The sequence below is a fragment of the Clostridioides sp. ES-S-0010-02 genome (assembly GCA_020641055.1).
In the GTDB taxonomy this organism is placed as follows: domain Bacteria; phylum Bacillota; class Clostridia; order Peptostreptococcales; family Peptostreptococcaceae; genus Clostridioides.
The window spans coordinates 1,337,434-1,363,109 of record CP067345.1 but is presented as its reverse complement, the minus strand read 5'-3'; the positions used below and the strand labels follow the sequence as shown (position 1 = coordinate 1,363,109).

Here is a 25,676-nt window from a genome sequence, read left to right as displayed (position 1 = left end):
CTTATTAAATACATAAAAAATAATTGCCTTAATTATTGTATCATATCAGTTAAACATAAAATCAAACTCATTTAATTATATATATAAATTTTTTTAAAACGTTTTTTTGATATATTATTGACAATTTTCTTTATAAGAGTTAAAATTAATTCATAAATTACATATTGAGTATAAAGTATAATGGATGTATGTTCAAGGTTAGTTCAGAAGGCTCTGGTTTTCTGATTTTTTTATGCTCAGTAGTGATATGCAAAAAAGAACAAAGTTAACGTCAGTTAACTTTTACCTTTATTCTACTTTCCCCAAAGTAAGAATAATCTAACCCCTTTGAGATGAGCAAAAGCTCATCTTTTTTTATTACAAAACTAAAGAGGATATTATCTTAATAATATCCTCTCTATTTCCTATCATATACTTTTTTAATAACTTTAAATATTTATTTACTAAAGAAGATATATAATATAATTAATATCTTCTCTCTATAAACCCAACCTTTTTATAAACTTTTCTAAGAGTTTTTCTAGCTTGCTTTTCAGCCTTTTCAGCTCCCATAGTATAGATTTTTTCTAAATAATCTTTATTATTAAGAAGGTCAACGTATTTTTCTCTTATTGGTCTTAAAGCTTCTGATACTACTTCAGCTACATCTTCTTTAAATACTCCATAACCTTTACCTTCATACATGTTTACAATTTCTTCTACACTCTTTTTACTTAAATTAGAATATATATCAAGTAAGTTTTTAATACCAGGTTGTTCATCAGTATACTTTACAACACCTAAAGAATCAGTAACACTTCTCTTAATCTTTCTCTTTATAGTATCTGAATCATCTGCCAATAATATAAATGCGTTGTCATTTGAATCAGATTTACTCATTTTCTTAGTTGGTTCTTGTAAACTCATTACTCTTGCTCCGCCTTTTGGATAGTATCCTTCTGGGACTACAAATGTAGGTGAAAATCTATTATTAAATCTATTTGCTAAATCACGAGATAGCTCTAAATGTTGTTTTTGGTCATCTCCAACTGGAACCAAATCAGCTTGATATAATAGTATATCAGCAGCCATAAGAACTGGATACGTAAATAATCCTGCATTTAGATTTGCTTCACTCTTTTGTGATTTATCTTTAAATTGAGTCATTCTACTTAATTCACCCATATAAGTCATTGTATTTAATATCCACATAAGTTCAACATGCTCTTTAACATGTGATTGTATAAATATAGTATTTTTTTCTGGATCTAATCCACAAGCTAGATATTGAGCAAGTAATTCTATAGTATTAGCTCTCAAAACTTTAGGGTCTTGAGGTACTGTTATTGCATGTAAATCAACAATACTATAATAACAATTATAATTTTCTTGAAGTTCAGTCCAGTTTTTTATAGCTCCTAAATAGTTTCCTAGAGTCATCTTACCTGATGGTTGTGCACCACTAAATATAACCTTTTTTTCACTCATATGATTTGTACCTCCTTATATATTTATATTGATTTTAACATGCTTAATACGATATCTTTAGAATTGTTGGCGGCCTCATGTACAAATACTTCATATGCAACGCCAGCACTTCCATCTGCTTTATCAGACATTGCTCTTATTATGACAAATGGAACATTATTTAAGTAACATACATGAGCTATAGCTCCACCTTCCATCTCTCCACAATACCCGCCAAAATCATTTACTAACTCTTCTTTTAATTCTTTAGAGTTTATAAATATATCTCCTGTTACTACTCTTCCTTTTAATACTTTATGCGTTTTTGTTTCTTCTACAGAAGATTTATAAGCAGCTTCTACGAGTCTTTCATCTGCTTTAAATACAGATGTTTCCATTCTTGGTATAACACCTTTAGGGTCTCCAAATGCAGTAGTATCTATATCGTATTGTATCGCATCAGTTGAAATTACTATATCATTGACATTAAGATTTTCATTTAAAGCCCCCGCAACACCTGTATTGACAATAGCATCAACTTCAAATTCACTTATTAATATTTGTGCACAAAGAGCAGAGTTAACTTTTCCTATACCACATTTTACTAAAACAACATTTTTTCCTTCTAAAGTTCCTTTATGAAATTCTAAGCTAGCTTTTTTTACAATTTCTTTAATATCCATTAAATTCACTAATATACTTACTTCTTCATCCATTGCACCTATAATTCCTATTACGTTCATCTTTCCTCCTAAATTTTATATATTAAAAAATCCGTCCTAAATCAATAGGACGGATATATTTTCCGTGGTACCACCTAAATTTATATATACTCAAAGCTGAATATATATATCTTAATATGTGCTATAACGTGCACACACGATATCAGATAATCTACAGTCTTAAACTGCATTTCACATTACTCCTCAAAGACCCATTCAATAAATACTTTTTATTAAGTTCTCAGCACCCTTAATTCTCTGTGTAAAAGTCTATTTATTTACTCTTTCTTATCCCAGGATTTAATTTATTAATTTCTTTATTTTATAATATTCCTTATGATATAAATTGTCAACTATATATATAATAATATCCAAAATATATATTTAAAATACATTTTTATTTAGCTGTTCTCTTTTCATATCTATTCCATAACCATAGACCAGATAAGATAACTAGAAGACCTCCACCAATCATTTCTATTTCATATATGATATTTTCAGCAAATGTAGGCATAACTGGTGCTGCTGATAATAATATACCAACTACAGTTACAGTTAAAACCATTTTCGCTAAACCTATACAAGTACCTGTTGATTTTGCCATAGTATATGGTCTAATTTCATCTGGTCTCTCTTTTCTTAGCTTAATATAAGAAGCATATAACAATACATATGGGAATAATGCAGTTAATGCTGTCATAGTTACAAGAACATTGTATATAGCATCAACAGAAGGCATTAATGTAGTCACTAATAATATTATAGTAACTATTATTGCTTGAAGTATAACTGCTTTCGAAGGTATCTTGTGTTTATTTACTTCTACCAAACTATCTGGAAATACTCCTTTTTTAACACTACCAAATAACATTTTTATTGGTGATGCTATATAAAGAACTATTGCTCCTAATATTGAAAAAGCTATACCAAAAGCTATCAATTGAACTAACCAAGAACCTATTCCTAAAGATTCACAAACAGCTGCAAGCGCATCTAACACACCTTTAGAAGCAGTAATTTGGTCTGGTGGTATTATCATTGTTATTGCAATAGAACCTAATACATATAATGAAGCAACTATTCCAGCTGATATTAATATAGCTTTAGGGAAGTTCTTTTCAGGCTTATCTATCTCTGTTATAAAGTTAGCTGCAGTTTCTGCTCCTGCTAAACCAAACATTATAGCTGATATAGCAACAAATGCATCCATATTAAGTTTTGGAGTCATTGAAGCTATTGTATATGTTGAAGCCATATCATGTTTTTTCAATACTAATACTGCTAAAAATGAAAATATTATAAGTATAGCACTTGGTATTGTTGAACCTAATGCACCTGTATTAGTAAATATTTTTGTAAAGCTTATTCCTTTAGTTGCTATAATAGATAATATCCAGAATATTACTAAAGATAATATAAGTACAAATATCTTATTATCTGCAAGTGCTGGATTTCCTATTGTATAAGAAACATTTACTGCTAAAAAAGTTAGGAATGAAGAATACCAAAATATTTTAGCTGTCCAGTTTAACCAAGAAACTAAAAAGCCATATTTTTCTCCAAAGGCTTCCTTAACCCAATCATATAAACCTCCATCACCTTTTTGATATGTAGAAGCTAATTCAGCACAAATTAAAGCTCCTGGTACGAAATATATAAATGAGAATAATAACCACATAGGTATTGCACCTAATCCTAAACCGAAGCTTGACGCTGTCGACTTAGCTATCCATCTTATACCATATAAAGCTGATACATTCATAAATACCAAACTCCATAGGCCTATTTTTTTCTTTTCCATCCTATTATAATTTCCCCTCTCTTTATTAATTAAAAATTGATTTCATAACAGTTAAAATAACTTTAACCTATAAAATACTTCAATTTAACCTATAAAATACTTCAATTTAACCTATAAAATACTTCAATTTAACCTATAAAATACTTTAAATAAAAATATTTATACCTCAAATTTAGATATTTTGAAATCAAAATTTACTAAAAGTGATAAATTTTGAAAGTTCTATCACTTTCTCTTTAATGATACTAAATTATTAAAATTGTTTCAATATTATTTTAATATAAAAATTTTTTTATTAATTTTCATAATTATATAACTATCTCAAATATATATTTTTACTTATTCAAGTTATTATTTTTATAAAATTTTCACAATATAAACTTATTTTACTTTTCTTTTAATGTAAAATAGGGAATTAAATTTAATATAAAAAATATATGTTAAAATTTTTTTATATTTCTAGAAGAAAAGTATACTAATTTTTGTTTAATAGTGCTAAAATTGATTTGTATCGAATTTTGATTAGGAGGAAATTATTATGAAGACTCAAAGATTAAATGCTGTACTTGAACAAATGAAAAAAGATGATATTTCTCAAATGTTGGTAAGTGATCCTACTTCAATATTTTATTTAACAGGATTACTAATCCACCCAGGTGAAAGACTGTTAGCTTTATACTTAAATTTAAATGGTAATAATAAATTATTTATAAATGAATTATTCCCAGTTGCAGAAGATTTAGGTGTTGAAATGGTTTGGTTTAATGATACTCAAAATCCAATAGAAATAGTAACTGAACATGTAGACAAAAATGCTACTATGGGTGTTGACAAAAACTGGCCAGCTAGATTCTTATTAAGCTTAATAGAATCAGGTGGAGGAAGTAAATTTGTAAACTCATCTTATATAATAGATACTTTAAGAATGTGTAAAGATGAAGAAGAAAAAGAATTAATGAGAATAGCTTCAAGATTAAATGACAAAGGTATGGAACAACTTAAAGCTACTGTTTCTGGTGAACTTACAGAAAAACAACTTGTTGGTAAATTATCTAAAATATATGAAGACTTAGGTGCTGATGGATTTTCATTTGACCCTATAATAGGATTTGGTCCTAATGGAGCTAATCCACATGGAGAACCAGGAAATGCTCTTGTAAAACCTGGTGATGCAATAATATTAGATATAGGTTGCATAAAAGATAATTATTGTGCTGATATGACAAGAACTGTATTCTATAAAGAAATACCTGAAAAAGGTAGAGAAATATTTGAAATAGTTCTTGAAGCCAATAAGAGAGCTGAAGCTATTGTAAAACCAGGAGTTAGATTCTGTGATATAGATGCAGCTGCTCGTGATTACATAACTGAAAAAGGATATGGACAATACTTCACTCATAGAACTGGTCACTCTATAGGACTTGAAGTTCATGATAAGGGAGATGTATCTTCTATAAATACAGATACTGTACAACCAGGAATGATATTCTCTATAGAACCAGGTATATATTTACCAGGAGAGTTTGGAGTTAGAATAGAAGATTTAGTACTAGTTACTGAAGATGGTTGCGAAATACTAAACAAATATGACAAAGAAATATGTGTGGTTGGTTGATTATAAGATTAACTTAATAACATCAAAATAAGCTGTATAAAAATGATTTTATTCATTTTTATACAGCTTTAACTTTTTAGTTTGTTGTTTATATTGCAGTTATCAAAATTGCACCTTTTGAAGTATATGTTCCCATTACTGAACCAACTTCACAGATTACAACGTCTTTATATTTAACATCTTTTTCCATAGTTTCTCTTACTTTTTGAGCTTTTTCAGGGCAGTTAGCATGTCCTATAAATAAAACCTTCTCTTCTTTATCTATAATTTTTGATTCTACTAACTGAATCAGTTTTTTCAAGCTATTCCCTTCACCCCTTGCCTTATCTATTGGAGTTACAATCCCATCTGCAACTTGTATTATAGCCTTAAAATTTAATGTATTTATAATTTTTCCTGCTATTGGATTTATTCTACCTCCTTTTATAGCATTTTCTAATGTCTCTAGAGTTCCATAAAATGGTGGATTGTCTTTATATCTATCTATTATTGAAACAATTTCTTCAAGTTCTTTTCCTTCTTTTATTAATATTGCCGCTTTTAATACTAATTGTCCTATGCCAATTGACCCACTAAGTGAATCTATAATTTCAATTTTTTTATTATTTCCTTCTTTTTCGAACATGTCTTTTGCCAAAAGTGCACTATTATAAGTTCCAGATAATCCTGAACTTATGCTAATTACTAATATACTTTCCTCTTCGCATTGATATGCTTCTAAAAACTTATCTGGTGAAGGACATGATGTTTTTGGCAATAATTTACTTTCATCCATTTTTCTGTAGAAAGTTTCATTATCTATTTCCTTCCCAGATATATAGTTCTCTTCTCCAAAAGATACATTTAAACCAATAACTTCAATATTGTATTTCTCTATTATATGATTAGGTAAGTCACATGCACTGTCTACTATCAATTTTATTTTATCCATATTAACCTCACTATAAGATATTGTTTTTGTTTATTCAGTCGGTCGTACGACCGATTTAATTATTATTTTATATTTTGGATGAAAAAAAGTCAATAGATATAGATTCTTGCTTTATTGACAATAATTTTCTATAAGCTTATAATGTTATTAATTTGTTATAAATATACATAGAAAGGTAGGTTTTATGAAAACAAATAATATGAAACAAGCTATTTTATTATCTGCTACTAATTTAATAGCCAAAAATGGAGTTCAAAATACCAGTCTTGCTGATATTGCAAAAGATGTGAATATAAGTAAGGGTACACTATATTATCACTACTCATCTAAAAATGATATTATATATAACATTGCTGATACTCATTTAGAAGTTATAACTAGTGCTATATTAAACTGTGTAAAAAATGTCAAATCCAAAAATTCTCAAATAGAAATGGTCAACTTAATACTAGAAAAAATATCTACTATAGAAAGTCGTGGTAGAGTACATATGTATCTTATTTGTGAAGCTATTACTTCAAATGATGATTTAAAAGAAAGAATGAGATTGAAATATATTGAATGGCGAGCTACCCTTAAATCTGAAATTATTGAATCTCTTGAAAAATATAGTGGTGATGAGAATGAACAGGATGCTGAATCCTTTTCTTTTTTACTTATGTCTATAGTTGATGGTTTAGTTGTCCAAAGCTTGTTAAAAACAGAAAAAATGCCTTATGAAAATATCGCTTCTTTTTTAGTTAACCATTGGATTTAAACTTGATATTTTAATAATTAATAAAAGTGAACTATTAAAGTTTTTTAATTTAACAGCTCACTTTTTTATTTGCTATGAATAATTTTTATTTAAACCTTCATGGAATAACAAAATAAAAATCATTTTATTAGTTTAAAATACTTCTATTTATGTTGATGTGTATGCCCATCTAAATGTTCATGCCCATGTATATGTGTATGTTCATGCCCATGCTCATGAGTTCCTGAAAATCCATCATCATGATTATGGTCATGACCTACACCATTTACATGCTCATGTTCATGTCCATGACTGTGAGAATGCTCGTGTGAATGTTGATGGTTATCTCCCCCACAGCATCCTTCTCCTCCAGTTCCACAGCATCCATTAGCATGTGGATTATGATGATTTCTTACTACAAATCTCTCTCTTAACATATTATTATACCTCCTAGTATATTATTGAGCACTTCATGTGCCCCATTAGTTACAGTATACATCTAACTAGGTACAATAACAAGATATATGGTATTTTTTAACACTTATATCTTATAAAAATTTATCCTTAAAACCTCCACCTTTTACTTCTTCTACATTGTTTACAGAAATAAAAGCTTCACTATCCATATCATAAATTAAATCCTTAAATTTACCTACTTCATTTGCAGATATGATACAGTAAATCATTTTTTTCTTATTCTGCGTATATGCTCCTTCTGCTTCTAAAAAAGTTACTCCTCTACCCATCTTATTCATTATTACTTTTGATATTTCTTCATATCTATTTGATATTAAAAGTATAGATTTTTTTCTATCAAAGCAATCTTTTGCTATATCCATTGTAAAAGAAATTATATACATAGTAATTAGAGTGTACATTACCAATTTTGCTCCAAATAAAAATGCACCTGCACATACTACAAAGAAATTAATAAATAAAAATGTATTTTTCATTGGTATATCGTACTTTCTTTTCATTATAGCTGCTATTATATCAAGCCCTCCAGCAGTAGCTCTTGCTTTAAAGGTCAATCCCATACCTATACCAGTTAAAACACCACCATAAATAGATTGTAGCATAGTATCATCTATTGGAAAATATTTAGCAATATCTTGTGTTAAACCAAGTGCAACAGAAAATAGTAACATATTTACAAAACTTATTAACAAAAATTTATTATCAAAATACTTCTTAGCTATAATAAATATTGGTATATTCATCAAAAAACTAGATAATCCCTGATTTATACCAAATAACTTATATAATATAACACAAATTCCAGCTACTCCTCCACTTAACAACTTGGCTGGTGCTAGATATAAATTTATTCCTAAGGTTGATAAAATCATTCCCAATATAATAAGACCATATTGCAAAAATATGTTATTATCAATACTTAGTTTTTTGCTTTCACCATACATCAAAACGCACCCCTTTGCATAATAAATAAACCACCCTGCATAATACACAATAAATTTAAAAATAAATTTACCAGAAGTAGTTCACTCTAAAATATTATTCATCCTCACTTAAACGTTTATTCACTAACATTTTATCATATGCTATAAATAATTTATATGATTTATATAAATTTATTTGTTGTAAATTTTGGAATATTAAAACATTTAATTATTGAAGTACAAAAACAATTAATTAAATAAAGAAATAAGCTATCTTTTTAAAAAAAGCCCTATAGAAATTTACAAATCATTTTCTATAGGGCTCTTAATTAACAGCTTGTTATTTTTTATTTTCTTGTAACTTTTATACCTGTCATATGGTCATTTAAGTTTTGTTCTTCTAAAGATTTATCATCCACTCTATTTATTTCTAAAGCTAAAGTCTCAGACTTGATGTATTCATCAAAATGCTCAACAGCTTTAGCAATCTCATCATCACCACAGTAATCTATTACTATGTTGTCTAGTACTTCAAAGTTATTAGATTTTCTCAATTGTTGTACTTTAGATATAAATTCTCTAGCATATCCTTCATCAACTAACTCATCAGTTAATTTAGTATCTAGTATAACAAAAAGATTATTTTCAACAGATACATTAAATCCTTCTTTAGCAGTTATACCTATTAATACTAAGTCTTTATTAAATTCAAATGCTTCTCCATTTAAATCAACTGTTAAAGTTTCACCATTTTCAAGTTTATTAGCAGTTTCATGTGCATTTAACTTGTTTAATGCTCCTACAAATAAGTTCATCTTAGCGCCTAATATTGGTCCAGCTTCTTTAAAGTTTGGTTTTAGGCTAAAGTTCATATATTCATCTAAATCTTTAGCAAATACTACCTCTTTAACATTAAGCTCTTCTTTTATTAAATCAACTACATCACTTATTGTGTCTTCAAATTTACCATCTACTAATACTTTTTGTAATGGTTGACGAACTTTTATTCTCTCAACTTCTCTTGAAGCTCTACCTAAAGTAACTAGATTCTTAGCTAAATCCATTTTTTCTTCTAATTTAGTATCAACTAAACTCTCATTAAACTTAGGATATTCAGCTAAATGAACAGATACTTCTCCAGTTAGGTTTCTATACATTTCTTCTGACATATATGGAGCAAATGGTGCTATAGCTCTGCAAAGTCCATGTAATAATTCATAAGTTGTATTGTATACAGCTTTTTTATCTTCTGTTAATTCAGTTGCCCAGAATCTTCTTCTTGAACGTCTTATATACCAGTTAGATAAATCATCATTTATGAAATCTTGTATCATTCTTAAAGTTTTATTTAATTCAAATATCTCTAAATTTTCTTCTACATCTTTCATTAAATTATTGAATTTAGATAGTATCCATCTGTCAAGTTCTGGTCTATCTTTGTATTCTACAAAGAATTCAGTTGGATTTATATCATCTGTATTTGCATATAAAGTAAAGAAGTTATATACATTTTTCATAGTACCTATAAATTTACTTTGGATTTCTTTTAATCCATCCATATCAAATTTAGTTGGAGTCCATGGTGGAGAAACATATAGTAAATACCATCTTAGCGCATCTGCTCCATATTGATCAAACAACTGCATAGGATTTACTGTATTTCCTCTTGATTTACTCATTTTCTTTCCATCTTTATCAAGTACAAGGTCTGGAACTAAGACACTCTTATACGGTGCTTTTCCTAATACAAATGTTGATACTGCAAGTAATGAGTAGAACCAACCTCTAGTTTGGTCTATACCTTCTGATATATAATCAGCTGGGAATAGCTCATCAAAGTTTTCTTTGTTTTCAAATGGATAGTGGTGTTGTGCAAATGGCATAGCTCCACTATCAAACCAGCAATCTATAACTTCTGTTACTCTTGTCATTGGTTTTCCACATTTTTCACACTTCAAGTGTATATCATCTACATATGGTCTATGAAGTTCTACAGTTTCTGGGTTTACATCTTCTATAGCTTTTTCAGCTAATTCTGCTCTTGAACCAACTGAATCTGTATGACCGCATTCACATCTCCATATAGGAAGTGGAGTTCCCCAATATCTAGTTCTTGATATTGCCCAGTCATTTAGATTTTCTAACCAGTTTCCAAATCTCTTTTCACCTACAAAGCCTGGGAACCATTTTACACCATTATTATTTTCTATTAATTTATCCTTAAGCTTAGTCATTTCTATATACCAGCTTGGTTTTGCATAGTACACAAGTGGAGTTTGGCATCTCCAACAATGTGGATAATTATGAACTACTTTTTCTTTACTATATAGTTTATTTTCAGAAGCTAGCCATTTTATTATTTCAACATCTAGCCCATCTTCCATTACAAATCTACCTTCCCAAGGAGTAGTTGTAAATTTACCAGTTTCATCTACTGGCTGTACAACTGGTAAATCGTATCTTTTACCTGTATTGTAGTCATCTTCACCAAATGCTGGTGCTGTATGAACTATTCCAGTACCATCTTCAGTAGTTACATAATCTCCTACTGTAATGAAAAATGCTTTTTTATCAACTTCTACAAAAGGCATTAATTGTTCATATTCTAAGCCTTCTAAATCTTTACCTTTCATTTCTTCTAAAACTTCATAGTCTTCACCTAGTACTTTATTAGCTAAAGGTTTAGATACATAATATACCTCATCACCTTTTTTAACTTTTAAGTAATCAACATCAGCATTCACTGTTAATGAAACATTTGATGGTAAAGTCCATGGAGTAGTTGTCCATGCTAAGAAATATTCATCAGCATCTTTTTTCTTAAATTTAGCTACAACTGTATTTGTCTTTACTTCTTTATATCCTTGTGCAACCTCATGACTAGCAAGACCAGTTCCACATCTTGGGCAATAAGGAAGTATTTTATGCCCTTCATATATATATCCTTCTTTATTGAACTTATTCAATATCCACCATACAGATTCTATATAGTTATTATCTAAAGTTATATATGGATTATCTAAGTCAACTTCATAAGCCATTCTCTCAGTCATTATTCTCCATTGTTTTTCAAATGAGAAAACTGACTCTCTACATTTTTGGTTAAATTCAGCTATTCCATATTCTTCTATTTGTTGCTTGCTAGTAAGACCTAATTCTTTTTCTACTTGTATTTCAACTGGCAATCCGTGTGTATCCCAACCAGCTTTTCTCTTTACTTGATAACCAGACATTGTTTTATATCTACAAACAGAATCTTTAAGTGTTCTAGATAAAACGTGATGTACTCCAGGATTTCCATTAGCTGTTGGAGGTCCTTCATAAAATACAAAACTTGGGTCGTCTTTACCTTTTTCTAGAGTTTTTTCAAGTATATCTATGTCTTTCCAATAGTCAAAAACTTGTGCTTCTGCTTGTTTCACAGAACTGTCCACCAATGGCTTAAATTTTGCCATGTAAATCACCCTTTCCTACAGTTATTATAATTCCAAAGTTTTTATTCTTTTACGTAAATTTGAATAATAAAAAACTCGTCCCCTTTAAACAAAGGGACGAGTTATCAATCGCGTTACCACCCTAATTCTATATGTGAACTTAACAATAGTCACATATAACACTCTAATAGTATAACGGCACTAACCGGCACAGCTTAATAAAGTTTAATCGTTCAGCCTGCAGCTCAAGAGTGATTCTCATCTTTATAAATTCCTTGGTTCTCAGCATACCCAATTCTCTGTAAAATTATCTAAAGATAATTGTCTCTATCAACGCTTTTAAAAATTTATCTGTGTTTATATGAAATTCTATAACAAATAATTTGAATAGTCAATATATTTTTGAAAAATATAATAATTTATATTTTTCTTACATATTTATCCTATTTTTTGTTTTTGTTATAGTATTCTCAAACTTAAACAATAATTCTACCTAAAATCCAGTAAAATTATTGTTTATTCTAAAGTTGTAGCAGCTTCATCATTACTATAATTATACACTGATGTACCTTCAAATGCATTTACACATTTTTCATCTACATCATAAAAAATCTCATCGACACTTCTTATTTCATCTTCTAACAATGATTTAAATTTATTTCTAAATATCTTAAATTCTTTAACTAAAGCATCGTACTCTTTTCTTATCTCTATAACACGATTATTAGCTTGTTCTATAATTTGTCTAGCCTTTAAATCTGCTTCTTCAACGATTATCTTAGCCTTTTTATTTGCTGCACTACAAGTGTCTTCTGCTGCACTTTGAGCAGTTATTAAAGTAGCTTTTAGTGTTTCTTCAATATTTTCATATTTATTTACTTGATCTTGATATAATCCTAATTTTTCTTTAAGAGCTGTATTCTCTCTACATAGAGATTCATAATCTTCTTTGATAATATCTAAAAACTCATCAACTTCTTCATCTCTATAACCTCTTAAACCTTTTTTAAACTCTTTATTTTCTATCTCAATTGGAGTTAGCATTACATTTCCTCCCAGCTATAATTTTAATTAGTCCTTATACAATTAATTTTGCTTGAACTTTTATTCTTCCTTTTTTAGTAATATCTCCTATTTGTGTTACTTTAGCTCTTCCTTTACCTCTAATAGAAATTAAATCATCATTTTTAATTATTTTAGAAGTTGAAGTTATCTTTTCATAATTGACATGGACTTTTTCTCCATTTATGTATTTTGCACTATCTTGCCTAGATATATTGTAAAGACTACTTATGATACAATCTAACCTATCTGAAGATACTGTAAATGATACTTCTTTATATTTTGAAGAACTATTAACAATATTTTCTCTGGAAATTTCCTTTACAATTACACTATTTCTTGAAACTTTCTCTAAATTTATGATTATAAAATCACAAATATCACTACTTACAACTACTTGACAAAAACTATCATGTATAATTATATCTCCAATTTTGTCTCTTTTTATACCTAGATTCAAAATTGCTCCTAAATAATCTTTATGAGATATACTTTTAAATTTAAAATTTCCTTCTATTTGTAAAAATCTAAGAGTATCTTCTATATCCTCATATTCCATGTAAAATGGATAAATAAATACAGTGCTTCTTTCAGCTTGTTCATAACCTCCATCCACACTGTATTTTATTTCATTAGTAGAATTTAATATATCTACAGCATTTCTCACTTCATATGGATTAAGAAACTCAGTAGACTTAACATCATAGTTTTTTATACAACTATTAGCCTTGTCTATTACTTTAAACATTTTATTTTTCAAGTCTACATCCTTTATGTGATTTGTCAATTTCAATTTGTCCATGTTATCACCTTAGAATATAACCAATACTAATTGTCTTAGGAACATCAATAATACTATTGCAATTAAAGGAGAAAAATCTATCGGCCCATTTGTGTATTTGTACATTATAGACCTGATTGGACCTTCTATTGGCTCTGTAAGATTTTCTAAAATCTCAAAAATTTTGCTTTGTCTTCCATTTGGAAACCAAGTCATCAAGCTTTTTATAACTATCATCCATGCTATTATGTCTAAAAGATAATATAGTGCAATTCTTATTGTTCCCATACATTAACCGCCTTTTTACTATTTATTTTGCCAAGGGAAGAATGCTTTGCTTTCTAATTCTTTTTTCATATTTGCATCTATATCTACATTATTAGGAGCTAGTATAAATATTGACTTAGAAACCTTTTGTATACTTCCATCTAAAACATAAACCGCTCCATTCATAAAATTAAATATAGATTTACGAACTTCAGAATTAGTCAATCCTTCCAAATTCACTATAACTGCCCTTCTTTGTTTTAGATGGTCTGCTATAGTTGCAGCTTCATCATAAACTTTAGGTTCAACTATTACAACTTTCATTTGAGAAGTTGTATGTAAATTTACAATTTTATTTGCCTTTGCAGCACTAAATCCTCCATTTATTTCTTCCTCTTGAACTATATCTTCCATACCACCTTCATATTCATCTTCAACATAATCTTCATCTTCATCAACTATCCAGTTCTTAAATTTAGATATTATTCCATTTGACATTATTAACTTCCTCCTTAGAATTTATTCAGATTTGAGTAATTATTTTTTATTGTAATTTCTTTCTCCAAAGATTGATGTTCCAACTCTAACAATGGTAGCCCCTTCCTCTATAGCAATTTCATAATCGTGACTCATTCCCATTGATAAAACATCCATACCTACATTAGATATGTTTAATTCTTTTATTTGTGTTGATAAATCTTTAAGACCTTTGAATACACCTCTTATTTCATCTTCATCTGCTACAAAAGGTGCCATTGTCATTAGACCTTTTATTTTTATATTTTTATATTTTTCTGACACTTCTTTGACAAAATCTATAACTTCTCCTTTATCAAGTCCATGTTTAGATTCTTCTTTAGATATATTCACTTGTACTAAGCAATCTATTTCTCTATTTATTTGCTCAGCCCGTTTTTGAATTTCCTCGCATAATGCGACTCTATCTAAAGAATGTATCATACAAACTTTATCTATTATGTACTTAACTTTATTTGTTTGCAAAGTTCCTATTAAGTGCCAATTTAGTTTGTCACCTATAATATCATACTTTCTAGCTAATTCTTGAGGTTTATTTTCACCAACAGAAGTAATTCCTTCTTCCATTGCTTCATTAACTAAATCTACATCAACAGTTTTAGTAACTGCTAAAAGAGTAATTTCTTTACTATCTCTATTTACTTTTTTTGCAGCTTCATCAATTTTACTTCTTATTTCAGATAAATTCTCTTTAACAGAACCCATTATTATCACCTACTTTATCCTTATATTTGTGTTTATTTTGTTAGGTCTTAAAATTATTTTGTCATATAGATTAACACTTTTAACTCCATTTATGTCATTTTTATAATAATCCACAAATACAGAAGATTCATTTTCATAAGTTATCCCTTCTAGTATGACAAATTTTACACTTTGTGATTGTTCATCAATTACATATACACCACGTTTATTGTCTTTTGTTTTTATAGAAGTTTTAGGTATTTTTAAACATTCCATCTGATTATATATTATATCAAATTCTTCGACACTTGTATCCTGATTTCCAATAATTTGGTTACTTATTTTTAATTTTACCATTATTTTATTATTATTTTTATATATTTTGTAAACTTTTGCATCTATTTTTTGTTTGTCATATTCAATTACGACATCTTGATTTTTTTCAAATCTTTTATAATCTTCTTTATCAACATATATTGATAAATAACTACTCTGGTCATTAAAGTCTTTTTCTAGAGTACCTTCTGTACTAATTTTTGCATCGACTACTTCAGATTTTAATACTAATGTATCTACATTCTTACTAATAATCATTACTAAAATATTAAATACTAAATATATAAGAATACCAAGTATCACTAATCTGGTATATTTAACCTTTTTCAAAGACTCTCCCCCTATATAATTTCTTTCATTATAAATACTTCTTCTAAAAAAGGTTTATTCCTTTTTTATATGATAATAATTGTTTTTTTTCATATTAAATTTATTTTTTATCAATCTTCCTATACAAGATTGTATTATTTATATATAATTATATTGTAAAGTATAAGTTTAACTTAGATTTTAAACTTGCTTTATATACCTTTATAGTTATTTTTATTTTTAGATACAATATAAAACCAATTAAAATTTAAAATTACTTTTGTTCTGTTGTCATTAATTAGTTAATTATTTACACATTAGGATAACGTTATCATAAGCAAAAGTTTATGTCCTAAAAAAAATACAAGGAGGATTTTCTTATGTCAGAAATTTTATTAGGAACAGGTTTACTTTTATTGGTTCTATGTTGTTTCACAATTTTTAGTTACAAAGCTCCATATGGTATGAAAGCTATGGGAGCTCTTGCAAGTGCTGCTTGTGCTACTTTCTTAGTCGAGGCATTCAATCTTTCTTTACTTGGCGACGTTTTAGGTATGGAATTTTTTAGAAGTGTTGGAGCCGCTAATGGTAGCCTTGGTGGAGTTGCTGCTGCTATACTTGTGCCATTAGCTCTTGGTGTATCTCCAGTTTATGCTGTTTTAATAGGATTATCATGTTTAGATTTTTCTATATTATCTGGATTCGTTGCTGGATACTTTGTTTCTTTCTTAATTAAGTTTATAGAGAAAAAGGTACCACCTGGAGTGGATTTAGTAGTTGTAATCCTTCTATGTGCACCACTATCTCGTCTTATAGCATCAAATGTAGACCCATTAGTTAATAGTACACTACTACAAATCGGACAAGTTTTAATAGAGGCTACTAATATTAGTCCTATAGTAATGGGAATTATATTAGGAGGCTTAATAACAGTAGTTGGTACATCTCCACTTAGTTCAATGGCGCTTACGTCTATAATTGGTCTTACTGGTCTTCCTATGGCAATAGGAGCATTAGGTGCTTTTGGTTCAGCTTTTATGAACTCAACATTATTTGCAAGATTGAAGTTAGGATCTAAAAAAGATATTATATCTGTTGCTATTGAACCATTGACTCAATCAGACATAATTTCGGCAAATCCAATACCTATATATTGTACTAATTTCTTTGGAGGTGCTTTTTCTGGTATCATTGTAGCTTTGATGGGTCTTGTAAATATGACTCCAGGTACAGCTACACCTGTAGCTGGATTTGCTATAATGTTTGCCTATAATCCAGTTAATCAAGTACTCATAACAGCTGGCTTATGTGCCTTATTTAATGTAGCTGCAGGATTTTTAGGCTCGAAAATATTCAGTACTTTTAAAGTTCTTACTGCTGGTGAAATACGTGGTACTGATGTAGAAAAAGAAATTGCTTAAAAATAATAAGATTTATAAATTAATATTTTAAGTTAATATTTTAAATGATAAAGTTTTATATTGTAGGCAATTTTATTAATTGCAAGCGTTTTATTTTTATATTTATTTATGATTATTATGTGTGTTAAATATTTAGATAGTTTTTTATTTTTTTAATTTACTTTTTATTTAGTTTTTTATTTAGTTGATGTATTAAAAATAAATGTTAGTATAATTTATTACTATTAGATATCATAACTTTTAAGGTACATAAAAAGTTCTATTTAATAATTAGATAATATTAAAAAATAAAAGCGATACATGACCTTTTAAAAAGTCTATGTATCGCTTTGTTGTTATCACAATCTCAACAAAAATTTTAAAATTTATTATTTTAATTATAATCTTTCAATATATAGACTCACATAGACAACTTTAATTCTGTCATATAAATCTTTATTTGAATATTATTATATGTAATGTACTTAGTTTTTAAATGAATGTATAGGAGCTGGAATTCTTCCTCCTCTTTGAGTAAACAGTTCAGATGAATTTTTATTTATAGGCATTACTGGTGCTCGTCCTAAAAGACCTCCAAACTCGACCATATCACCTACATCACATCCTGGTGCTGGTATAATTCTAACTGCTGTAGTCTTATTATTAATCATACCTATTGCTGCTTCATCAGCTATCATAGCTCCAAGTGTACCTGCTGTAGTATCTCCTGGCACAGCTATCATATCAAGACCTACAGAACAAATTGCAGTCATAGCTTCAAGTTTATCTATACTTAAAGCACCCTTAATAACAGCATCAATCATACCTGCATCTTCAGATACTGGTATAAACGCTCCACTGAGTCCTCCAACATGTGAACATGCCATAACTCCACCCTTTTTAACTGCATCATTTAAAAGAGCTAGTGCTGCTGTAGTACCATGAGTACCAACAACTTCAAGTCCCATCTCTTCTAATATATTTGCTACTGAATCTCCAATTGCAGGTGTAGGGGCTAATGATAGGTCTATTATTCCAAATGGAACATTTAGTCTACTAGAAGCTTCTTTCGCTACAAGTTGTCCAACTCTTGTAATTTTAAATGCTGTCTTTTTAACAGTTTCTGCAACAACATCAAATGGCTCTCCTTTTACCTTTTCTAAAGCTCTCTTAACAACACCAGGACCACTTACACCAACATTGATAATTCTATCTGCTTCACCAACACCATGGAATGCTCCTGCCATAAATGGATTATCTTCTACTGCATTACAAAATACTACTAGTTTTGCACAACCAAATCCTTTTGCATCTTTTGTCATTTCTGCAGTTTCTTTTATAATTTCTCCCATTTCTTTTACTGCATCCATATTTATACCACATCGTGTAGAACCTACATTTACTGAAGCACATACCTTATTAGTACTTGCCAAAGCTCTTGGAATTGATTTAATTAATATCTTATCACCTTTTGTATATCCCTTTTGAACCAATGCTGAGAATCCACCAATAAAGTCTATTCCTAAATCCTCTGCTGCTTTATCTAATGTCTGTGCGAATTTCACATAATCTTCTTCATCTGTTGCACCTGCAATAATGGATATTGGAGTTACTGATACTCTTTTATTTACAATTGGAATACCAAATTCACGTTCTATATCCTTACCAACTTTTACTAAGTCTTTAGCAGAATTCATAATTTTATTATATATTTTTTCTCTCGCTTTATCTCCATCAGGGTCTATACAATCTAGTAATGAAATCCCCATAGTTATAGTTCTTATATCTAACTGTTCTTCATCTATCATCTTGATTGTTTCAAGTATATTTCCTACATTCACTGTTATCACCTCCCCTTACTATTTACTACAGATTATGCATTGAATTAAAGATTTCTTCTCTTTGAATTTTTACATCTACTGATAATTTCTTTCCTCTTTCAATTAAATCTTCAACCGTTTGCTCAAAAGAATTTAATGCTTTTTCTAAATCAACTACCATAATCATTGTAAAATATTCTTGAAGTATTTTTTGTGAAATATCTACTATATTAATATTTTGCTTGTATAGCTCATCACTAATTCCTGCTACTATACCTGGTTTATCCTTTCCAATCACTGTTAAAATTGCTCTCATAATAATATCCTCCCTTATTTTTTTATAAATCTTACATTTTTACAAATTGAACTAGTTGCTAACATATATTTCATTTATTTGTTGGTAAATCACTTTTTATGTATATATTTAATATATTTTAATACCTATATATTCATTTGTCAATTTTTTTTCAATATTCTATTATTTTTATACTATTTAACCAAACTGTATATTATATATCATTTTATTAATAGTTATATATAGTTTTCATAATAATGAAAGGCATTACTTAGTAGCTTTATAATTTACTAAATAATACCTTTTTAAAAATTATTTTTTATTTGTATGAATTCTATTACATTTTTTCTTACACTTGGATTTACAGCTAATATAGAAACAATCATAGTTGGAGTTAATATACAAAGTAAAAAGAAAATCTCTCTATTTAAATTATATTTTTTAAATATAGATTTAAGATTCTCATTGTCATTTGCTATTTCATCATAATTATTTACTCCTGATTTTTCATTGTTTATTTCTTTATTTCCGTTTACAAAAGCCTCTCCATAAGAGAAATATTGATTATTATTGCTAAATACTGATTTCTGTTTTAAATTACAATTGCTATCATCTTCTATCATTAAATTTTTACTATTAAATTTATTTTTATACTCATAATCATTTTCTTTATCAGCATTTATATCAGTATTTTCTTTATTATTTTGATGATTTTTATTATCGACACCACCAGCACTTGGTCCTATGTTATCTTCTGAATCATTTGGTTTTCCTCCATTAGAATCATTATTTTCATTACTACCATTGTCAGTATTTTCTTTATTTTCATTATTATCTTCTTCTTTATTTTTATTGTTATTACCCTCATTTTCACTACTGCCATCTCTATCTGGGTCATCTCTACCACCACCTCCACGATCACCTCCATCTATAATAACGTCTCGGTCATCTTCTGGTGTCATCTGACCATTGCCTCCACCCATCACAAATCCTGGTTTTAAAAATATATTTGAATATCCGTCCCTTAATCCACCTTCTACATTTACTCTAAAACATCTCAATTTAAAATCTTCAAAATCAAGTATAGTTTGGTTACTAATATAATTTAATTCTTTGCTTACCCAATTTATACCATCATCAGAATATTCTACAAATACCTTCTTGGCATTATATGGCATACTGTAATCTAAAATAGCTGAATAACCCTTTTTTGAGTTTATAAAAGATACTTCTAAATCGTTTATAGGTCCTTTATTTGTAACATGAACATATAAAATAGGCGCAACATTATGATTTAGCACTATATTATTTTCATTTAGATATTCTTCTTTAAATTTTCCTTTTATCACGAACTCTGCATTTTTATTTAAATCAGTATAGTAATTTGATAAATCCCAGTCCACATCTAACCTTTTAAACTTTCCACTAGAAGTTTTTAAAGTTACAGTTTGAGGAAATTTTAAATCTTCTATTTTATCTTCTTTTGTTATCATTATTTCCTCTTCAAAGACTCCAATACCTCTGCAATTACACCTTATAATATTATAATCATCATCTTGAGGTATATCTGGCATTATTGTATTTTGCTCTCCTATAATATAGACATTCTTGATCTCTGATACAATTGACTGTCCTTTTTTATTGTTACTTCTTAACCCTAAACTTTGCTGTTTATTATCATCATTGACAATTACTGAAGTATCCTCTATTTCGACTTCTCCCTTAGAATAAATTCCTATAGCATTTTCTCCATCAACTTCAATCGTTTTACAGTCTACTCTAACATTATTTTCCGAATAAATTCCTATAGCGTTTTCTCCACTTGCTTTTATGTTTCCAACCTCACCATAATATGTATCTATAATTAAATCAGCTTCTTCTTCTGCATACAAAGCAGTTCCATTTAAAGCAGTTATATTATCTATCCCTATCCTTAGCTTTCCTCCTCGTTCTACATGAATTACACCGTCTGTTTCACCTTCTCCAATTATATTTAATTCATTCCCATTGATAAAAAAGTTCCCTTTATCTTTTATGAGTATTTTATACTTATTGGTATCTATTGTAATCTTAGTTCCATATGGAATACTAAGTTCAAAATAACCATCTATTACCATATCACAAGAAAGAGTGTAAACTATTTTTTTATTATTATATTCATTTTTCAAAATCCAACTTTTAAAATCATTCAGACAATTATTTTCTTGGGAAAAACTCTTATTTGGGAAAAGTGCAAAAATCATAATTAACAAATTTATAAGAATAAAAGCTTTGTTTGTTTTGCTCATATTTTTCTCCTACTAATTCTCTTATCAAATAAAATTGAGTTATTTTAAACAATTTTACTTATTTTACTATTTAAATTTTATAAATTTATTTATATACTTTATGATACCAGGATTTACTGCTATTATTGAACATAGCATGCTTAAAACTACAATTCCAATTCCAATGATAATTCCACTATTAAAATTTTGAGTTTTATTCTGTGATTGAGAAGGAGAGTCTAATTTATCATTAAACTTACCTACTTCAGAAGTATCTTCTCGATTTAAGGCATTATCGTCATTAAATGTATTTTGAGGAGATTTATAATTTTCATTATGACTTTCTGTTAATATTTCCTTTAAACTACTTTCAATTTTATTTTTCATGATTAAATCATTGCTTTTAAAGTTTTTGTCTTGATTATTAATGTTTTTGTTTGTTTCATTCTCTGTCTTAATATCTTTTTCATCTGACTTATCATTTTTTTCATCTTGCTGAAGTTTATTGTCTTTTTCTTCATCATTAGATTCTGTATCTTTATTAGAATCTTCAGGTCTTTGCTTATCAATAGCTTCATTCTCATTATTGTCATTTGTATCTCCAATAATCTCAGAATCTTCTCTATCTGGGTCATCTCTACCGCCACCACCACGGTCTCCATCAATATCATCATTTTCCTGTTCATCATCTGGTGTCTCTTGGCTATCGCCACCTCCCGTTATAAATCCTGGTTTAAAAACTATATTTGAATACCCTTCTTTTAATCCTCCTTCCACTCTTACTCTAAAACAACGCAGCTTAAAATCTTCAAAGAAAAGTATAGCTTGGTCTCTAATATCCTCCTGTTCTTCAGATATCCAATTTATTCCGTCACTTGAATATTCAACAAAAACTTTACTTGCACTATATGGCATGTCATAATACAAAGCAGCTACATATCCATTTCTTGTATTTTGAAATTCCAATTCCAAATTATCTATTGGTTTTTTCTCTATAACAGATATATTCAAAATAGGAACAACATCATCATTTATTATAATTTTTTCTTTATTTAATGTTTCTGTTTTAAACTTTCCTGTTATACTAAAATTTTCTTCTTTTTTTAGCTTTTCATAATAATCAGTAAAATCCCATTCTACATCTATATCTATTTGATTACTACTAGATGTTTCTAATATCATATCTTTGGGAAATTTTATATTTTCTATTTTATCATCTTTACTTACTTTTATTTCTTCACTAAATACATTAATTCCCCTATGACAACATTTTACAATATTATATCCAGAATCTTCAGATATGGCTGGTATAAACTCATTATAACTATCAATTATATAAATATTTTTACTTTTTGATACAATTGATTTAACAGTTTTATCTGAACTTCTTAATAATCTAGTTTTGTTGTCATTATCATAAGCTCTTACTGATGTACTTTCCAACTCAATATCACCTTTACAATATACTCCTACAGCATTTTTCCCTCTTACCTCTATATCCTTATATGGCACTCTAATGTCATTTTCAGAATAAATTCCTATAGCATTATTTCCATTTGCCCTTATATTTCCAATACTTTCATAGTATGAACTAAATCTTAAATAACCTCCTTCTTCAATATATAAAGCAGTTCCGTTGGTAGCAATTATATTATCTATACCTATATTTAATCTTCCTCCTTTTTCTACATGTATTACTCCATCTTCTCCACCCTCTCCTACTATATTCAATTCATTTTCTTGAATTATAAAATTCCCTTGGTCTTTTATTAAAATTTTATATTTATTAGTATCTATTGTGAGTTTAGCTTCATCTGGAGTGAAAAACCTATATTCTTCATCTATCACCATATCACAAGAAAGAGTGTAGACCATCTCTCCAGTATTGTTTTTATTTTCTTGATACCATATTTTAAAATCTTCAAGGCAATTATCCTCTTGTCCAAAGACTTTATGTGGAAAACTTATAAAACATAAAAATATTATATTTACAAAAATAAATATCTCATACTTTCTCATACTACACCTCTAGAATTTTTTTAGCTTAAAACAGCCTTGTCTAAAAATATACTTTACTCATTATAATTTTTCCACAATTATCAATTATTGTCAATTTATATAAAAACTTTTATTGATTTTTATAAATAAAAAGCTACTTGTTAAAGTAAACAAATATTTTACTTTAACAAGTAGCTATATTTTTATAACAAAATAGTTATGATATTAGAACTTCCTTCATTTACAATTTTTTGTAGAGTCTTTTGCATCTTGACTCTTATTTCCTCTGGCATAGTATACAATTTACTTTGAAGCTGTTCTTTTACTAAATCATGAAGTGACTTCCCAAACATATTTGATTCCCATAAATCTGCTGGTTGCTCTTCAAATACCTCCATAAGATATTTTATCATCTCCTCACCTTGATTTTGATTTCCAACTATAGGAGAAACTTCTGTAGATATATCTGCTTTTATAATGTGAAGTGATGGTGCATTAGCTTTTAACTTAATACCATACTGTTTTCCTTGTTTCATTATTTCTGGTTCTTCCAAGCTAAGTTCTTCTAAAGAAGGGGCTACTACTCCATATCCTTTTATCTTAGCATCTATTAAAGCGCTTTCTATCTTATCATACTCATTTTTAACTTTAGATAGTCTAGTTATCAGGCTAAGTAATTGATAATCCCCTTCAATTTTAAATCCACTTTTTTCTTCAAGGACATTATAGAATAAATCTTGCTTTGTTTGTAAGTCAATGTTTATGACACCTTCCCCTAACTCTACATGGTCAACACCTGTATCATCTAAAAAATCTAACTCAGAGAAACCTTGCATAATTCCTTCTATATCTCTTATTTTACCTATATCTATAATGCTCTGTTTTAATGTTGTTATTATACTACTTTTTATCCAGTGATTTCTCTCAAGACCTTCCACCCATTTAGGTAAGTTTATTCTTATTTCTGTAAGTGGGAAATCATATAGTACAGTTTCCATAACTTCTTCTATATCCTCATCTTCCATTTCAACTATATTCATTGGAAGGACTGGAACTTCATATTTTTCCTCTAATTCATTTCTAAGCAGACTTGTTTCTTCACTTCTAGGACTTAACGTATTTAAAACTACAGCAAATGGTTTTTTAAGATTTTTTAATTCTTGTATAACTCTCTCTTCTGGCTCTACATAGCTTTTTCTATCAATACCAGTAACTGAGCCATCTGTCAAGACAACTATTCCTATTGTAGAATGGTCTTTTATAACTTTTTTAGTCCCTATCTCTGCTGCTTTCTCAAATGTCATAGCTTCTTGTGACCAAGGAGTGGATACTAATCTTTGCTTTCCACCTTCCTCATGACCTAAAGCTCCTTCAACTATGTATCCAACACAATCTACCATTCTCACTTTTAAAGATACTGTGTCTTTTATTTTAATTTCTACACCATCTGCTGGTACAAATTTTGGCTCTACTGTCATTATAGTTTTGCCTGAACCACTTTGAGGTATCTCATCTCTTGTTCTATCTTTTTTGAACTCATTGTCTATATTTGGGATAACCAACTTTTCCATAAACTTTCTTATAAAAGTTGATTTTCCTGTTCTTACAGGCCCCACTACTCCAATATATATATCCCCCTGAGTCCTTTTGGATATATCTTCGTATATGTTATTATTCATATTATTCCTCCTATACATCTAATCTTATTAAATTATATTTAGATTTCGAGGTTAATATTCTTAAAATAGAAAAATAAAGACCAGCAATATTAATTTAGTTTACATATAGAAATTTGCAAATTTCAATGTAAATTAAATTATAATGCTAGCCTAAAT

21 protein-coding genes and 2 other annotated features are annotated in these 25,676 nt (G+C 28.5%); of the genes, 3 read left to right on the top strand and 18 right to left on the bottom strand.

The window, feature by feature from the left end; translation table 11 throughout:
• Positions 1–465: 465 nt before the first annotated feature.
• The 3 genes from trpS to JJC01_06395 all read right to left on the bottom strand — a co-directional run bounded on the left by trpS (position 466) and on the right by JJC01_06395 (position 3,969).
• Positions 466–1,467: a tryptophan--tRNA ligase gene (gene trpS / locus JJC01_06405; protein ID UDN59482.1), complete on the bottom strand. Its 1,002-nt coding sequence runs from the start codon at positions 1,465–1,467 to the stop codon at positions 466–468.
• Between the two features lie 23 nt (positions 1,468–1,490).
• Positions 1,491–2,189 carry a 5'-methylthioadenosine/adenosylhomocysteine nucleosidase gene (locus JJC01_06400; GenBank protein UDN59481.1) on the bottom strand — a complete coding sequence of 233 codons (699 nt, stop codon included), beginning with the start codon at positions 2,187–2,189 and terminating at the stop codon, positions 1,491–1,493.
• A 42-nt stretch (positions 2,190–2,231) separates the two neighbouring features.
• Positions 2,232–2,472 (bottom strand) — a binding site (T-box leader).
• Positions 2,473–2,565: 93 nt separating this feature from the next.
• Positions 2,566–3,969, bottom strand: a complete 1,404-nt coding sequence (locus JJC01_06395; GenBank protein ID UDN59480.1) for an amino acid permease — start codon at positions 3,967–3,969, stop codon at positions 2,566–2,568.
• Positions 3,970–4,507: 538 nt separating this feature from the next.
• Here JJC01_06395 and JJC01_06390 point away from each other — a divergent pair.
• Positions 4,508–5,584, top strand: a complete 1,077-nt coding sequence (locus tag JJC01_06390) for an aminopeptidase P family protein (protein ID UDN59479.1) — start codon at positions 4,508–4,510, stop codon at positions 5,582–5,584.
• 88 nt (positions 5,585–5,672) lie between these two features.
• Here JJC01_06390 and JJC01_06385 read toward each other — a convergent pair whose 3' ends face one another.
• Positions 5,673–6,515, bottom strand: coding sequence for a DegV family protein (locus tag JJC01_06385; GenBank protein UDN59478.1), 843 nt, complete (start codon positions 6,513–6,515; stop codon positions 5,673–5,675).
• A gap of 184 nt (positions 6,516–6,699) precedes the next feature.
• Here JJC01_06385 and JJC01_06380 point away from each other — a divergent pair, with 184 nt between their 5' ends.
• The gene (locus tag JJC01_06380; GenBank protein UDN59477.1) at positions 6,700–7,272 is read left to right on the top strand and encodes a TetR/AcrR family transcriptional regulator; all 573 of its coding nucleotides are present in this window, start codon (positions 6,700–6,702) and stop codon (positions 7,270–7,272) included.
• Between the two features lie 143 nt (positions 7,273–7,415).
• Here JJC01_06380 and JJC01_06375 read toward each other — a convergent pair whose 3' ends face one another.
• The 9 genes from JJC01_06375 to JJC01_06335 all read right to left on the bottom strand — a co-directional run bounded on the left by JJC01_06375 (position 7,416) and on the right by JJC01_06335 (position 16,082).
• On the bottom strand, positions 7,416–7,688 hold the full coding sequence (locus tag JJC01_06375; protein UDN59476.1) for a hypothetical protein: 273 nt from the start codon (positions 7,686–7,688) through the stop codon (positions 7,416–7,418).
• A gap of 111 nt (positions 7,689–7,799) precedes the next feature.
• On the bottom strand, positions 7,800–8,672 hold the full coding sequence (locus tag JJC01_06370; GenBank protein UDN59475.1) for a YitT family protein: 873 nt from the start codon (positions 8,670–8,672) through the stop codon (positions 7,800–7,802).
• A 326-nt stretch (positions 8,673–8,998) separates the two neighbouring features.
• Complete coding sequence (locus JJC01_06365; GenBank protein ID UDN59474.1) at positions 8,999–12,106, bottom strand: isoleucine--tRNA ligase; 3,108 nt, start codon at positions 12,104–12,106, stop codon at positions 8,999–9,001.
• An 89-nt stretch (positions 12,107–12,195) separates the two neighbouring features.
• Positions 12,196–12,428: a binding site (T-box leader), on the bottom strand.
• Positions 12,429–12,601: 173 nt separating this feature from the next.
• A complete protein-coding gene (locus JJC01_06360) occupies positions 12,602–13,129 on the bottom strand; it encodes a DivIVA domain-containing protein (GenBank protein ID UDN59473.1) in 528 nt (175 codons plus the stop codon).
• Positions 13,130–13,163: 34 nt separating this feature from the next.
• Positions 13,164–13,949 carry an RNA-binding protein gene (locus tag JJC01_06355; protein ID UDN59472.1) on the bottom strand — a complete coding sequence of 262 codons (786 nt, stop codon included), beginning with the start codon at positions 13,947–13,949 and terminating at the stop codon, positions 13,164–13,166.
• Between the two features lie 9 nt (positions 13,950–13,958).
• Complete coding sequence (locus JJC01_06350; protein UDN59471.1) at positions 13,959–14,216, bottom strand: YggT family protein; 258 nt, start codon at positions 14,214–14,216, stop codon at positions 13,959–13,961.
• 18 nt (positions 14,217–14,234) lie between these two features.
• On the bottom strand, positions 14,235–14,693 hold the full coding sequence (locus tag JJC01_06345; protein ID UDN59470.1) for a cell division protein SepF: 459 nt from the start codon (positions 14,691–14,693) through the stop codon (positions 14,235–14,237).
• 39 nt (positions 14,694–14,732) lie between these two features.
• Positions 14,733–15,437, bottom strand: coding sequence for a YggS family pyridoxal phosphate-dependent enzyme (locus JJC01_06340; GenBank protein UDN59469.1), 705 nt, complete (start codon positions 15,435–15,437; stop codon positions 14,733–14,735).
• Positions 15,438–15,446: 9 nt separating this feature from the next.
• Complete coding sequence (locus JJC01_06335; GenBank protein ID UDN59468.1) at positions 15,447–16,082, bottom strand: hypothetical protein; 636 nt, start codon at positions 16,080–16,082, stop codon at positions 15,447–15,449.
• 359 nt (positions 16,083–16,441) lie between these two features.
• Here JJC01_06335 and JJC01_06330 point away from each other — a divergent pair, with 359 nt between their 5' ends.
• A complete protein-coding gene (locus tag JJC01_06330) occupies positions 16,442–17,482 on the top strand; it encodes a PTS sugar transporter subunit IIC (protein ID UDN59467.1) in 1,041 nt (346 codons plus the stop codon).
• 464 nt (positions 17,483–17,946) lie between these two features.
• Here JJC01_06330 and JJC01_06325 read toward each other — a convergent pair whose 3' ends face one another.
• The 5 genes from JJC01_06325 to spoIVA form a co-directional block, all read right to left on the bottom strand.
• Complete coding sequence (locus JJC01_06325) at positions 17,947–19,302, bottom strand: PFL family protein (GenBank protein UDN59466.1); 1,356 nt, start codon at positions 19,300–19,302, stop codon at positions 17,947–17,949.
• 25 nt (positions 19,303–19,327) lie between these two features.
• Positions 19,328–19,597 (bottom strand): ACT domain-containing protein, encoded by a 270-nt coding sequence (locus JJC01_06320; GenBank protein ID UDN59465.1) that lies wholly within the window; start codon positions 19,595–19,597, stop codon positions 19,328–19,330.
• 284 nt (positions 19,598–19,881) lie between these two features.
• A complete protein-coding gene (locus JJC01_06315) occupies positions 19,882–21,864 on the bottom strand; it encodes a hypothetical protein (protein UDN59464.1) in 1,983 nt (660 codons plus the stop codon).
• A 66-nt stretch (positions 21,865–21,930) separates the two neighbouring features.
• On the bottom strand, positions 21,931–23,862 hold the full coding sequence (locus JJC01_06310) for a hypothetical protein (GenBank protein UDN59463.1): 1,932 nt from the start codon (positions 23,860–23,862) through the stop codon (positions 21,931–21,933).
• A 182-nt stretch (positions 23,863–24,044) separates the two neighbouring features.
• Positions 24,045–25,520 (bottom strand): stage IV sporulation protein A, encoded by a 1,476-nt coding sequence (gene spoIVA / locus JJC01_06305; GenBank protein UDN59462.1) that lies wholly within the window; start codon positions 25,518–25,520, stop codon positions 24,045–24,047.
• Positions 25,521–25,676: the final 156 nt, after the last annotated feature.